The sequence below is a fragment of the [Actinomadura] parvosata subsp. kistnae genome (genome assembly GCF_900323885.1).
Classification (GTDB): Bacteria; Actinomycetota; Actinomycetes; order Streptosporangiales; family Streptosporangiaceae; genus Nonomuraea; species Nonomuraea composti.
On the sequence record NZ_OOHJ01000018.1, the window covers coordinates 1,646,748 to 1,660,319 of the forward strand.

The 13,572-nt window shown below is 72.4% G+C and carries 12 protein-coding genes and 1 pseudogene; 6 read left to right on the forward strand and 7 right to left on the reverse strand.

Features of this window, described 5'->3' with window-relative positions:
* Window positions 1–20 precede the first annotated feature (20 nt).
* Both KIS93_RS27635 and KIS93_RS27640 read left to right on the forward strand, forming a co-directional pair.
* The gene (locus tag KIS93_RS27635) at window positions 21–728 is read left to right on the forward strand and encodes an ArsR/SmtB family transcription factor (protein WP_222107641.1); all 708 of its coding nucleotides are present in this window, start codon (window positions 21–23) and stop codon (window positions 726–728) included.
* Window positions 725–1,975 carry an MFS transporter gene (locus KIS93_RS27640; RefSeq protein WP_080044947.1) on the forward strand — a complete coding sequence of 417 codons (1,251 nt, stop codon included), beginning with the start codon at window positions 725–727 and terminating at the stop codon, window positions 1,973–1,975. The genes KIS93_RS27635 and KIS93_RS27640 overlap by 4 nt, the downstream gene beginning before the upstream one ends.
* Window positions 1,976–2,149: 174 nt before the next feature.
* On the opposite strand, the gene KIS93_RS27645 is transcribed toward KIS93_RS27640, so the two are convergent.
* Both KIS93_RS27645 and KIS93_RS27650 read right to left on the reverse strand, forming a co-directional pair.
* Window positions 2,150–2,686: a MarR family winged helix-turn-helix transcriptional regulator gene (locus tag KIS93_RS27645; protein WP_080044946.1), complete on the reverse strand. Its 537-nt coding sequence runs from the start codon at window positions 2,684–2,686 to the stop codon at window positions 2,150–2,152.
* Window positions 2,676–3,389: an SDR family NAD(P)-dependent oxidoreductase gene (locus tag KIS93_RS27650; RefSeq protein ID WP_080044945.1), complete on the reverse strand. Its 714-nt coding sequence runs from the start codon at window positions 3,387–3,389 to the stop codon at window positions 2,676–2,678. Before KIS93_RS27650 ends, KIS93_RS27645 begins: the two co-directional genes overlap by 11 nt.
* A 183-nt stretch (window positions 3,390–3,572) precedes the next feature.
* Between KIS93_RS27650 and KIS93_RS27655 the strand changes: the two genes are divergently transcribed.
* The 4 genes from KIS93_RS27655 (at window position 3,573) to KIS93_RS27670 (ending at window position 6,584) form a co-directional block, all read left to right on the forward strand.
* Entirely contained in the window at window positions 3,573–4,235 is a 663-nt protein-coding gene (locus KIS93_RS27655; protein ID WP_080044944.1) for a DUF4097 family beta strand repeat-containing protein, read from the forward strand.
* A 128-nt stretch (window positions 4,236–4,363) separates the two neighbouring features.
* Window positions 4,364–4,840, forward strand: a complete 477-nt coding sequence (locus KIS93_RS27660) for a MarR family winged helix-turn-helix transcriptional regulator (protein ID WP_080044943.1) — start codon at window positions 4,364–4,366, stop codon at window positions 4,838–4,840.
* A 280-nt stretch (window positions 4,841–5,120) separates the two neighbouring features.
* Window positions 5,121–6,029 carry an NmrA family NAD(P)-binding protein gene (locus tag KIS93_RS27665; protein WP_080044942.1) on the forward strand — a complete coding sequence of 303 codons (909 nt, stop codon included), beginning with the start codon at window positions 5,121–5,123 and terminating at the stop codon, window positions 6,027–6,029.
* Window positions 6,030–6,209: 180 nt separating this feature from the next.
* Entirely contained in the window at window positions 6,210–6,584 is a 375-nt protein-coding gene (locus KIS93_RS27670; RefSeq protein WP_080044941.1) for a hypothetical protein, read from the forward strand.
* A gap of 229 nt (window positions 6,585–6,813) precedes the next feature.
* Here KIS93_RS27670 and KIS93_RS27675 read toward each other — a convergent pair whose 3' ends face one another.
* From KIS93_RS27675 to KIS93_RS69135, 5 genes and pseudogenes are all read right to left on the reverse strand, one after another.
* A complete protein-coding gene (locus KIS93_RS27675) occupies window positions 6,814–8,925 on the reverse strand; it encodes a HEAT repeat domain-containing protein (RefSeq protein ID WP_080044940.1) in 2,112 nt (703 codons plus the stop codon).
* Window positions 8,926–9,389: 464 nt separating this feature from the next.
* A complete protein-coding gene (locus KIS93_RS27680; RefSeq protein WP_186404472.1) occupies window positions 9,390–11,579 on the reverse strand; it encodes a xanthine dehydrogenase family protein molybdopterin-binding subunit in 2,190 nt (729 codons plus the stop codon).
* Entirely contained in the window at window positions 11,576–12,559 is a 984-nt protein-coding gene (locus tag KIS93_RS27685; protein WP_080044939.1) for an FAD binding domain-containing protein, read from the reverse strand. The genes KIS93_RS27680 and KIS93_RS27685 overlap by 4 nt, the downstream gene beginning before the upstream one ends.
* Window positions 12,556–13,020: a (2Fe-2S)-binding protein gene (locus tag KIS93_RS69130; RefSeq protein WP_230466603.1), complete on the reverse strand. Its 465-nt coding sequence runs from the start codon at window positions 13,018–13,020 to the stop codon at window positions 12,556–12,558. The genes KIS93_RS27685 and KIS93_RS69130 overlap by 4 nt, the downstream gene beginning before the upstream one ends.
* Before the next feature lie 258 nt (window positions 13,021–13,278).
* A pseudogene (locus KIS93_RS69135) lies at window positions 13,279–13,563 on the reverse strand (Dabb family protein); the annotation flags it as partial.
* Between the last annotated feature and the right edge of the window lie 9 nt (window positions 13,564–13,572).

Genomic DNA, 13,572 nt, shown 5'->3' on the forward strand with positions numbered 1-13,572 from the left:
AATCGTTGACCATTGCAGGCATGTCTTCCGACGATCTCCCCGAGACGTTTCACGTCACCACCGACGAGCAGCTGCGCGCCGTCTCCAACCTCACCCGTCACCGGATCATGGCCATGCTGCGCTTCGAGCCGGCGACGATCACGCAGATCGCTCAGCGGATGGGGCTGGCGAAGGGGAGCTCCAGCTATCACGTGCGGCTGCTTGAGCGGGCCGGTCTGGTGAAGGTGGTGGCGACGCGGAAGGTGAGAGGGGTCACCGAGCGGTACTACGCGATGGCCGCGCGGTCGATCGAGCTGCCGGATCCGGGGCCGGGGCAGCCGGACGTCCTGCTGCGCAATGCTGTCGCGGACCTGGAGGCGGCGCCGGCGGAGGGCGAGCGGCACGTACGGATGGCGCATCTGCGACTCACCGAGGAGCAGTTCGCGGAGCTGGGGGCCCGGCTGCACGCGCTGGCGGACGAGTACCGGGCGTTGTCGGATTCGTCGCTTCCGGACGTGTCGCTGGTCTTCGCGTTGTTCCGGCCGAATTCGGGCCCCCGAAGCGAGGATCCCGGCCCCCAAAGCGATGATCCCGGCCCGCGAAGCGATCATCCGGGTGAGCGGGTCGAGGAGCCGGGCGCGCCGGTCGCGGAGCCGGGTGCGCCGGTCGAGGAGCCGGGTGCGCGGGTCGAGGAGCCGGGCGCGCCGGTCGAGGAGCCGGGTGCGCGGGTCGAGGAGGGCGGCGAATGACCTCGGTGAAGTTGCCGGTCGGGTTCGGGCGGCTTTGGACGGCGCAGACGGTGTCCTCGCTCGGCGACGGCGTGACCCATGCCGCGCTGCCGTTGCTGGCGGTGGCGTTGACCAGGGATCCGATGGCGCTCGCCGTCGTCACGGCCGCCGGCACGCTGCCCTGGCTGCTGTTCGGGGTGCTCGGCGGTGCGCTGGTGGACCGGTGGGATCGGCGGCGGACGATGTGGGTCACGGATGCCGCGCGGGCGGTGCTGCTCGTCGTCCCGGCCGCGGCGGCGGCGTTCGACATGCTGAGCATCCCGCTGCTGGCGGGCACCGCGTTCCTGCTCGCCCTCGGCGGGCTGTTCTTCGACACGGCGGCCACGGCGTACCTGCCGGATCTGCTCCGGCGCGACCCCGCGCTGCTCGAACGCGCCAACGCTCGTCTGCGCGGCGCCCAGACCGCGACGTCCGGGTTCGCTGGGCCGCCCGCGGGCAGTGCGTTGCTCGCGCTCGGACGGTCGGTGCCGCTGCTGGCCGACGCGGTGTCGTTCGCGTTGTCCGCGCTGCTCGTACGGTCGCTGCCCGCCGTGCCGCGCCCGGCCGCCCAAGCCCGCGAGTCGCTGCTGCGGCAGGCGCGGGCCGGGGCCTCCTACGTCTTCAAGGACCGGCTGCTGCTCGGGCTCGCCCTCCGTCCGGCCGTCGGGAACATCGCCTTTCTCGCCGTGGAGACCGTCCTGGCCCTGTTCGCCCACGAACGTCTCGGCGTCGGCGCCCTGGGCTTCGGCCTCCTCCTCACCGCCGAGGCCACCGGCGGCCTGCTCGGCGCCGGCATCGCGTCCTTCCTCGGCCGGCGTCTGGGCACCGGCACGGCGCTGACCTGCACCGCGACCATCGAGGGCCTGGCCATCCTGGGGCTCGCCGCCGCCCCGAACGCGTACGTGGCCGGGCTCGCGCTCGCCGTCTGCGGGGCGGGCATGGGCGCCACGATGGTGCTCGGGCCCTCGCTCCGGCAGGCCATCGTCCCTGCTCACCTGATGGGCCGGGTCGCGTCCACGTCCCGCATGCTCGCGATGTGCGCGGCCCCGTTCGGCGCGTTCCTCGGCGGCTGGCTGGCCACCGCCTACGACCTGCGCACTCCGCTGTACGCCGCCGCCGGCCTCCTGCTCGCCATGACGGCCGTCACCGCGACCATGACCAGCAACCGCCGCGTCGAGGCCGCGCTGCTCGACGCCCGCCCGCAGGCCGTGCAGACCGCCGCCACGTGACGGCCGCCTCCCCCACGCGACACTTCCACGCCACGGCCGCCTCCCCCACGCGACACTTCCACGCCACGGCCGCCTCCCCCACGCGATACTTCCACGTGGCGGCCGCCTCCCCCACGCGATACTTCCACGTGGCGGCCGTCTCCCCCACGCGGCTTCCACGTACGGCCGTCTTCCCTACGCGTCGCCGACCTGGCCGGACGGGGGCGGGACGTCGAGGCCGGCGAGCAGGTCGCGCAGCAGGTCGGCGAGCTGGTCGCGGCGTTCGGGTGTGAGGTGGCCGATGAGCCGGTCCTCGGCGGTGAGCAGGTCGGCGACGACGCGGTCGAGCAGCGCGTGGCCCGCGCGGGTGAGGGTGACGGCGCGGGCGTGGTAGCCCGTTCCGGAGGTGGTGCGCTCGACGAGGCCGGCGTTGACAGCGCGTTCCACGCGCTGGGTGATGGCGCCGCGCGTGACCATGCACGCCTCGGCCAGCTCGCCCGGGCTCATCCGGTACGGCGGGCCGCTGCGCCGCAGCGTGGACAGCAGGTCGAGGGTCGCGACGTCCACGCCGAGGCGGTTCAGGAGGCGGCGGCGTTCGTCGCCGAAGGCCTTGGCGGCCCACCAGATGCGGGTGATGACGCCGATCGACTCGACGGGGACGCCCGGCAGTTCGCGCCGCCAGGCGTCCTGGATGGCGTCGGCGCCGTCGCGGGGCAGGTCGTCAGCGGCCACGTTCTGCGCCGCCGTTGACCTGGATGATCTGGGCGGTGACGTGGGCGCCGCCGGGTGAGGCGAGCCAGTGGACGGTTTCGGCGATGTCCTGTGGCGTGCCCGCGCGGCCGGTGTGCGTCTGGGCGAGGAGCGCGGCGCGGCGCTCGCCGGTCAGGGTGTCGCCGAAGAACTCGGTGTCCTCGATGTAGCCGGGGGCGACGACGTTCACGGTGATGCCGCGGGGGCCAAGGGCGGCCGCGAGGTCGAACGCGTAAGGGTGCAAAGCGGCTTTCATCGGCCCGTACGAGCTGCCGCCGGAGCCGCGCAGGGCCGCGATCGAGCTGATGAACACGACCCGGCCCTGGGGGTTGAGCAGGTCGCGCAGCGCCTCGGTCGGCAGGACCGAGGTCAGGACGTTCGCGCGGAAGTTGGCCGTCCACTGCTCGGCGACGTCGCCGTGACCTGCGACGTTGCCGCCGGCGTTGTTGACCAGGACGTCGATGGCGCCGAAGCGCTCGGCCAGCTCCGCGCGTACCCGCTCGACCTGGCCCGGATCGCTCAGGTCGGCGGCGAGCGCGGCGGCGCCGATCTCCTTGGCCGCCTGGTCGAGGACGTCGGCGCGGCGGCCGATGATGACGGTGCGGTCGCCGTCGGCGGCGAAGCGGGCGGCGACGGCCTTCCCGATGCCGGTGCCGCCGCCAGTGACCACGATGGTGCGTGTCATGCGGATCCTCCTCTGAGTTTAGGTCTAAAGTCAGCTTACCCGGTCTTCGACGCGGGCCGCCGCATGTCAGCGGCGGTGTCAGGACGGCGACGGCCCGGTATCAGGGCGTTCGGCGATCGTGAGGGACATGAACGGCCCAGCCACCGCGCTGGACCACCCCACATCACGAAAAAGGACCTCATCATGCCCACCTTCACCACCCCCGCCCCGATCACCGCCGTCCTGCACATCCCCGCCGGGCGCGTCGAGTTCGTCGCCACCGACCGGACCGACACCACCGTCCGGATCCAGCCCGCCAACCCCGCCAAGGCCCGCGACGTCAAGGCCGCCGAGCAGACCTCGGTCGCGTACGCCGACGGCGTCCTGCGCGTCGAGACCGCGATCAGGAACCAGTACCTCGGCCCCACCGGATCCGTCGCGGTGACGGTCGAGCTGCCCGCCGGCTCCCACGTCGAGGCCAGGACGGCCGGCGCCGAGCTGCGCACCGCAGGCCGCCTCGGCAACGTCGCCTTCGAGGGCGCCTACCGCCGGATCGAGCTCGACGAGCTCGCCGGCCTGCGCCTCACCGCGACCGACGGCGACGTCGAGGTCGGCCGCCTGACCGGCCCCGCCCGCATCACCACCGCGCGGGGTGACATCCAGATCGCCGAGGCCGTACGCGGCACGCTCGTCCTCGCCACGCAGTCCGGCGACATCTCCGTCACCGCCGCCGCGGGCGTCTCGGCCTCCCTCGACGCCGGCACCACCCACGGCCGCATCACCAACGCCCTGAAGAACAGCGGCACCGTCGAGCTGGACATCCACGCCACCACGTCCAGCGGCGACATCACCGCCCGCAGCCTCTGATCCCTCAGTGGCTCCTGTCCAACGAGGCGCGCTGCGCGCCGGCCTCGAAGGTGTATGCACTTGCATGCGGTCTCCTCATCCGGCATAGTTGGTTTTGTTTAACCAACCTTTTCGGGAACGGTGTGAGGATGGAGCACGTGTCGGCCGGCAAGGACGGCCCAGCTCGGAAGGACGTCGACGGAGTGGCGGCGGCGCTGGCCACGGTGGGGAACTGGATGTTCTCCCCGGCCACGCGACGCAAGATCATGGCGTCCTCCGGGCTGGAGCTGTCCTTGGGGGACTACACGTTGCTGGCCCAGGTGTCGCTGCACGCACCCGTGCGGCTGTCGGTCCTGGCCGAGCTGATGGAGGTGGACAAATCCACCCTGTCACCCCCGGCCAAACGCCTGGAGGCACGCGGCTTCATCGAACGCCGGCCCGATCCCGACGATGCCCGGGCACAGCTGGTGAGCGTCACCCGGGCCGGCAAGCTCGCCATCAGCAAGCTCTGGAAGGCACGCGCCGCCGCCATCGCCGCTCTGCTGTCCGACTGGGAGGCGGCCGACGTCGAGCAACTGGCCGCGAGCCTGGCCGCGCTCAGCGAAGCGATCAAAAAGGCGCGCTGAGAGAGGTTCCGGAGCTCGCCCACACCGGCGATCGACCGACGCTTCCCGTCGGAGCGGGCGCCTGACGCGCATGCCGCGTCGAGACGCGCTGCAGCCGCCGTCAAGGCGCGCCGCACCGTCGTCGAGGCGCGCCACCGTCGAGGCGCGCCGCACCGCCGGCATGCGTCTGACGCGCACGCCGCACCGGCGGCAAGACCGTGCTCACCGATATCTCGACGTGTCCCTGACAGGCACGTGAGTGCACATACCTATTGATTTCTGGCAAGGAGTCCACTTCGCCATGTCCGCTTTCCCCAAGATCTTTGTAGCCGGTGCCACCGGGCTGCTCGGCGGCCAGATCGTCAAGGCCCTTCTCGACCGGGGCGCCCCCGTCCGAGCCCTGGTCCGTCCTGGTGCCGATGAGGAGAAGAAGCGTTCCCTGACCGCTCTGGGATCCGACCGCTTGGAGCTGGTCGAGGGTGACATCACCGACCCGGCCGAACGGCTGGCGGAGGCCGTCGGCGACGCCACGACCGTGATCTCGGCCGTTCAGGGTGGCCCCGACGTGATCGTGGACGGGCAGGCCAACCTCCTGCGCGCCGCGGAGAAGGCCGGCGCCCGGCGGTTCATCCCCTCCGACTTCGCCTTCGACCTGACCAAACTGGACGACGGCGACAACTTCATGATCGACTGGCGCCGCCAGGCCGCCGCCGCCCGCGCCGGCAGCCCTCTTGACGTGATCTCCGTGCTCAACGGGGCCTTCTACGAGGTGATGACCGGCTTCATGGGGCTCATCGACTGGGAGCAGGGCACCCTGTCCCACTGGGGAGACCCCGACCAGCCGCTCGACCTCACCTCGGTGGCCGACACCGCCGCCTACACGGCCGCCGTCGCCCTCGACCCGGCCGCCACCGGCACGCTGCGGTTCGCCGGCGAGGTCATGTCGATGCGCCAGTTCCACGACGCGGTCCAGCGCGGCTCCGGCCGTACCCTGGAGCTGCGGCACCTCGGCACCTCCGACGACCTGCGCGCGGAGATCGCCCGCCAGGCGGCGGTGGCGCAGAACCCGTTCGACTATGTGGCGCTGCAGTACCAGTGGTGCATGGTGAGCGGCAAGGCCAAGTTCGACCGCCTGGACAACGAGAGGTACCCGGACGTCACGCCCGTGTCGATGACCGACTTCGTCCGCGCCACCTCACCCGCGCACTAGTCCTCGTCGTCCCGGTCCTGACCGTCGATCAGCCGGTCCGGCGGCGACCCGGGCTCCGTGACGGAGAGGCTTCTTGTCCGTTCGGACACCCGATCGCCGCCAGGTCCTGCTCATAGGCGCCGTGCCGGCGGGCGCAACGGGTCAGGTCCCGGTCGTGGCGGAACGCGCCACCCCGGGCCCGTGCTGGCCGGGGAGTGGATCTGGGTCGTGGTGCCCCATCAGTCCGACCGCGGCGGCTATGTCAGGCAGATCGACGAGCGGCAGGGGGCGCAGCGCAGCATCCGGGCCGATGATCCGGCGTCTCACCCGTTCGCCTTCCATCCCGAACCGGGAGGGCTGCTGTGGTGCGCGGACACCGAGGGCCGCGACTTCATCTGGTGGGACACCAGTAATCCGGACCCCGACCGCTGGACGATGGCCTGGGACGTCGAGTTCGACCGGTACACCTTCTCCGGCACGCTCACCGAGTTGGTGATCGCCGACCTGACGGGCAGGCTGGACGAGTCGCTCACCGCGCTGGATCCGTCAGACGACGGGCCCATGATCTGGTTGTGAGGGTGTCACCTGGGGCCCAGGGCGATTGCTCATCATGATGGGAATCTGCGGCTTTCGGACCGGCCTTCCTCGTCGGGCCTGGCCGCCCATAGCGGCCGGCGGCTGACGGGGTTCGCGCTCGTACGGTTCGTCGAGAAACGGCGGCTGCCCCGTCTCCTTGCCCTGCCCGGCGACCAGTCAGGCGCCTGATTCGCGCCGGCCAAGGTCACAGGCGATCAGCCGGGCGGGGTCAGCTCATGGCGGCAAGGACTTCCCGGCAGCGGCGGAGCAGTTTCTCGTCATCGACGATCTGCGCGCTGCCGTACCCGTCGTCGGACGCGTTGTGCCGGCGCGCCCGTCCCAGCTCGGCCTCCAGGAGCGGCCGGGCCTCCACCGCGGCCGGCCCGAGCTCCGCGCAGAGCTCGGCCGCCTCCGTCCGGGTGTGCCTGTTGAGCTCCCACGCGCGCGCCACCACCGGCGGCACCACCTCGGGATCGCCGGTCAGCCGGTACAGGGCGCGGGCGGCCGCCAGCGGGGCCCAGCCGTGCGGGTCCTTGCGCTTGGCCAGCCGCCGCAGCAGGGCGATTCTGGCCTTCGCGGCCCGTTCGGGCTCCGCCATCGCGGGGGCCAGCTCGCCGAGGAGGTCCACCGCTGGCCGGATGGCGTACTTGTCGTCGCCGCCGAGGTAACGGTCGACGACGGCGAGGGCCGCGCCCACATCCCCTGTGACCAGCCATAATGCCTTCGCCGCCCGGATGGCCAGGCTTCGCTGGGGCGAGGCCGCGGCCTCCCGCAGGATCGGCGCGCACGCGGCGGCCTCGGGCCCGATCGCCGCGAACGCCGCCAGCAAACCCTCGGTGACCGGCTGGCCGAGCAGGTCAGGCAGTGCCTCGGCCGCCGCCGGCCCGATCCTGGACAGCGCCCAGGCAATGCTCTCGTGCCGGTGGTCGTGCGGCTCATCGGCCGGCAAGTCGTGCAGGCGGCGGCGCAGCAGGGGCAGCAGGGGTGCGGCCCGTGGCCCGAAACTGCCCACGAGCTGGGCGACGTTTCTGGGCATGTGCTCGCGTTCCAGCGCCCAGGCCAGCATCGGCAGTGCGCGGTCGTCCCCCGTTCCGCTCAGCGCCTGCAGCGCGGGGCTCACCGTCGGCTGGTCACCAGGCCATTCGATCACCCACGGCAGCTCCGCGTCCTCCAGCCGCGTCTGGCCGGCCACGCGCCTGTCTGTGATGGCCAGGGCCTCCGCCAGGGCGTCCGCGGCGGGCGCCGCCAGCTCGCCCAGATCCTCCAGGACGCCGACCGCTTCCGACATCACGACGGCGCCCGACCGCCCTCTTCCTCGCCCGTCGCGAATGCGTTCGCCGAGGACGGAGACAAGTCCGGCATAGTCGCCACGCCAGTTGGCCAGCAGGACGTGCGCGGGGCCCATGGCGTCCACCTGGCACTCCCAGTCGGGTGAGCGGAGCAGGGCCGTCAGAAGGCGTACGCGATCATCAACGCGGTCGCCCGAGCCTGTGGACACGGTACGCACGAGCTCGCCCGCCTGTGGCGCGCGCCGGCCCACGTCACGTTCCTCGCGTGCCCGACGCAGGGCTCCGATCAGGGTCGGGGTCTCGAAGTCCGCGGGTGGAGTGACCGGCGGCGTACCGGTCTCGTAGAGGGCGGTGAGCAGTTCGAGCGCCTCACCGACCTCGACCGCCGCACCACCGCCCAGCGAGGCCAGCTCCGCCAGCATCACCAGCCGGACCTGCGGGTCCGTCTCCGCCGTCAAGACCCGCCCCAGCCAGTCGCACACGCCCTCCGCACCACGTACCGCACCGTTCTGGCGACGGCCCAGCGCGGCCGCGGTCCGCACGATGGCCTCCCGTACTCTTGGGTCGCCCTCACCTCCCAGCCGGCCGGTCAGGCTCGTCACGACGGCCCGCGCGTCGCCCACGCAGGCGGCCAAGAGGCCGGCCACGGCCTCGCGCACCTTCGGGTCGGGATCGCCGAGCAGGCGCTCCCACAGCGGGAACGGGCCGGTCACGGCTTCATTGGCCTTCTTGTACGGCCCGCTCAGCTCGGTGGGATCCTCGGCCGAGGCGATGCTCGCCAGCAGCTCCACCACCTCCGCCCGGCCCGGCAGACCAGGGGCCTCGGCGATGCGGAGCAGGAAGGGGATCGCCGCCAGGGTGCACGGGTAGACGTCACCCTGGTGGTGCACGGCGCCGTACATGCCGTCCAGGGCCGTCTCACGTACGGCGGGATCAGGGTCGACCAGACCACGCAGCAACTCCGGAACCTCGGTGGCGGAGCCGTAGGCGTGACGCATACGACTCCACCGGACATCGCCCAGCCCGGCGAACGGATCCAGTTCGTTGGCCATGGTGGAGATCCTGCCGCAACCCACCGACATTCCGGCAGACGGCCGCGAGCGGTGGTGCCGCCGACCACAGACGTGTGGACGTAGTGGCCGAGCCGCTCTGCCAGATCACCGAGTGGTCGATCCTGGTCCGGCCGGTGTTTGTGTCAGCAGCCGCGTCAGGACGGCATCGGCCCGGTATCGGGGCGAACGGCGATGTCCGCCGTGCTCGCCCAGGTGGGCCTGCCAGATAAGGAAGCGACAGGTGCGAACGACTGCGGCCGGACTCCGTGAGCACGGCGATCGCGCCTCATCGTTGCGCCCCGCCTTCTCCAGCAGCCGGTCTCGGCGTACGGCGCCAAGATCTCCCAGGCGGCCTCCCAGTCCCGTCCGGCGGCCGGTTCCTTCACCGCGCCCCGATCGGGATCATCAGCGTTCATGACCCTGAACTCGTACGGGCTGCTCGCGGCCTGGCCCGCGCGCAGGCGTCAGAGCAGCTTGTCCTGTGTGAAGGGGACGTCCCGGAGGCGGCGGCCGATGGCGTGGTGGATCGCGTTGCCGATGGCCGCGGGCACGCCGGTGCCCGGTGTCTCGCCGAAGCCCCGCGCTCCGAGCGCCTGGCTGTCCGGGTCCGGCTCGTCCACGAACAAGGCCGTCACCGACGGCGTGTCGGCGCACACCGGCACCAGGTAGGTGGACAGGTTGGGGTTGACGACGCGCGCCGTGACCGGGTCCACCATCGTGTGCTCCATCAGCGCGAAGCCGATGCCCCAGGTCACGCCGCCGATGACCTGCCCGCGCGCGGTGCGGCGGTTGAGCACGCGGCCCAGGTCGTGCGCGGTCACCACGCGGGTCACGCGGAGCCTGCCCAGCCTCGGCTGGATGCGTACCTCCACGAACACCGCGCCGAACGAGTGACCTCGCGTGTTGGGCTTGCGTCCGGTGACCGTGACCTCCTGGCCGTGGCGGGCCATGACGTCGCGATAGGTGTCGCCGCGGTCGCCGGAGGCGAGCAGGCGGCCGTCCTCGGCCACGACCTCCGCGGCGGGCACGCCGTGCAGCGGGGAGCGCGGGTCGGCGACGGCCAGCGCGATCACGGCGGCCCGCGCGCTCTTCGCCGCCTCCGACACCGGGCCCACCACGCTGGGCATCGTGGACGACCCCGCCGAGATGGACGCGGCGGGGTAGGTGGTGTCGCCGAGCAGCGTCGTGACGTGGCCGAGCGGCATGCCCAGCTCGTCGGCCGCGACCTGGCTGAGCACGGTGTAGGTGCCGGTGCCGATCTCCTGGCTGGCCGTCCGTACGGTCGCCCGCCCGTCGGGGCCGATCGTGAGGCGGACCTCGGAGTCGATGTGGCCGTAGGTGTGGGTCTCGGTGGCCATGCCCCAGCCGACGTACTCGTCGCCGTCCCTGGTCGTGCCCGGCCTGGGGTTGCGCCGCGCCCAGCCGAACTCCTCGGCGGCGGCCCGGTAGCACTCCAGCAGGTGCTTGCCGCCGTAGGGCCGCTCGGGCTCCCCGCCAGCCCAGGTCTGCTGGACGACGTCGGTGTGGTTGCGGATCCGCAGCTCCACCGGGTCGATGCCGAGCTCGTGGCTCAGCTCGTCCATGGCGGTCTCGAGGCCGAAGTGCGCGGTCGTCTCCGGCGAGCGCATGTAGCTCGACGTGGGCAGGTCCAGCCGCACGCCGAGCTGCCGCACGTGCACGTTCGGGCAGGCGTACAGCTGGAGCGTGGAGTCGCTGCTGTTGTAGATGCGGCCGTCCAGGCGGGTCACCTGCGCCGTGGAGGTGTCGGCGATGGCGGTCAGGCGGCCCTCGCGGGTGGCGCCGAGCCGGAGGTGGTGGCGGTACTCGGCGCGGTGGCCGTTGGAGGTGAACATCTGCGCGCGCGACAGCACCAGCTTCACCGGACGGCCGGCCAGGCGGGCCACCGCAGCGGTGAGCAGCGTGTGCGGGTAGGTGGGGCCCTTGGCGCCGAAACCGCCGCCCAGGTAGGGCGAGATGACGCGGACGTCCTTGGGAGGATCGTCGGCGAACGCCTGCGTCACCATGTTGCGGGTGAAGGCCACGCCCTGGGTGCTCTCGTACAGGGTCAGCGTGCCGTCGCCCGCCCACACGGCGGTGGTGGTGTGCGGCTCGATCGGGTTGTGGTGCTGCATCGGGCTGCTGTACGTCGCCTCGACGCGCACCTCGGCCTGCGCGAGCGCGGCGGCGGCGTCGCCACGGCCGTCCTCGTTGGCCCTGCCGCGGAACCTGTCCGGCAGGAACGCCTGGTCGAGCACGTCCGCCATCCGCGCGACCGGAGCCTGCGCCCGGTAGCGCACCTTCACCAGGTTCGCCGCCTCCTGCGCCTGCTCCAGGGTCTGGGCCACGACGTAGGCGACCGGCTGTCCGTTGTGGTGCACCCGCGCGTCCTGCATGGGGATGTACGGCCGGTTGTACGGGAAGTCCGGCACCCTCAGCCGCGGCATGTCGGCGTGGGTGTAGACCGCGACCACGCCGGGATGCGCCAGCGCCGCCCTGGTGTCGATCTCCACGACCTCGCCACGCGCGATCGTGCTCATCACCAGGAACCCGTGCAGCGCGCCGGGCACCTCCTGGTCCGCGGCGTACCGGGCGGCGCCGGTGACCTTCGCCCGGCCGTCCACCCGTGCCACGCCCTGCCCCACCAGCCCGCTCATCGAAGCCCTCCCAGCTCGCTGAGGATGCTCGTCAGCGCCCGCTGAACGAGTTCGACCTTGAACGTGTTGCCTTCGCGCGGCTCGGCGTCCCGGACGAGGAGCCGGCCCGCCTCGGCGATCGCCTGCACGGTCAGCGGCCGGCCGCGCAGCGCGTCCTCGACGCGGAGATCCCGCCACGGGCGGGTGCCGACGCCGCCGAACGCCAGCCGTACGTCCCGCACCACGCGCCCGCTGGTGCGCAGCGCCGCCGCCACCGACACCACCGCGAACTCGAACGTGGCCCGGTCGCGCAGCTTCAGGTAGCGCGACCGCCCGGCCAGGGCGGTACGCGGCACGTCCACCCGCGTGATCAGCTCGCCCGGGCGCAGCACGGTCTCCTTGTCCGGGGTGGCCCCGGGAAGCAGGTAGAAGCCGGCGATGGGGACGGCGCGCTCGCCCCCGGGGCCGAGCAGGTGCACGGTGGCGTCCAGCGCGCTCAGCGCCACCGCCAGGTCCGAGGGGTGCGTGGCGATGCAGTGGTCGCCGCCGCCCAGGATCGCGTGTCCGCGGTTGTGCCCGGCGATCGCGGGGCAGCCGCTGCCCGGCGTGCGCTTGTTGCACGGTGCGGCCGCGTCGCGGAAGTACCCGCACCTCGTACGCTGCAACAGGTTGCCGCCGATCGAGGCCATGTTGCGGACCTGCGGGGACGCCGAGGCCAGCAGCGCCTCCGACAGCATGGGGAACTCCCGCCGCACCCTGGGGTGCTCGGCGACCTGCCGCATCCTGGCCCCCGCGCCGACGCGCAGCCTCCTGGAATCGAAGGCGACCTCGTCGAGGCCGAGGTGGTTGACGTCCACGAGATGGTCGTGGGCCTGCGCGCCGTCGCGCATCAGGTTGAGCAGGTCGGTGCCGCCCGCCACGTAGGCCGGCGCGGACGTGCTCGCGGCGATCCGTACCGCCTCGGCCGGGCTGCGCGCGACCGTGTAGCCGAAGGTTCTCATCGCCGTGCCTCCTTCGCGGCGTCGGCGACGGCGGCCACGATGTTCTGGTACGCCGCGCACCGGCACAGGTTCCCGCTCATCCACTCGCGGATCTCCGCCTCGGAGCCCGTGTGCCCCTCGTTGATGCAGGCCACGGCGGACATGATCTGCCCGGGAGTGCACGCTCCGCACTGGAAGGCGTCGTGCCTGATGAACGCCTCCTGCACCGGGTGCAACTCTTCGCCCCGCGCCAGCCCCTCCACCGTGGTGACCTCGGCCCCCTGCCGCATCACCGCCAGCGTCAGGCACGACTTGACCCGCTCGCCGTCGACCAGCACCGTGCACGCCCCGCATTCACCCCGGTCGCAGCCCTTCTTGGTGCCGGTCAGGCCCAGCCGCTCGCGTAACGCGTCCAGCAGCGTCACCCTCGGCTCCAGGACGACCTTGCGCGCCTGCCCGTTGACCGTCAGGGCGACCTCCACCGACGCCCCCGGGGCGACCGCGTACGCCTGAGCGACGCCGGCGGGCCGGGAGGCCGCGGCCGCGGGAGCGGCGACGCCCGTGCCGGCGGCGGCGGCCGTTCCCGCCGCCGTCACCGCGATGGTCTTGAGCACCGTACGCCGGGTGTGCACGGGCCTGTCAGCCGGCGGATCGTGCTCCACCGGGGCCTGCGCGAGCCGTCGCCGCAGTTCGGTGATCCTCGCGCCCGTCTCCGGGTCGGGGTCGTCGGTCAGGTCGAACGAGACGATGTCCTCGACCAGCGGCAGTGCGGTCTCGTCGGCGAGGCGGTGCGCGGGGTGCGTCAGGAACTCGCGGTAACCGTCCAGGTCTTCGATCACGAAGATGGCGCCCCACTCGTACTCGCCGCCGTGGTCACGGGCGACGGCGAAGGATCTCACCGACGGGATGGCCTTGCCCTGCTCACGCAGGCGCTCGAGAGCCTCCCTCCGCTGTCGCGGTGTCGTGTCCGGTCTGAAGGCGAACCGGATGCCGTGATAGATCATCACGCCTTCTCCCTTCGTCATGGGAACTTC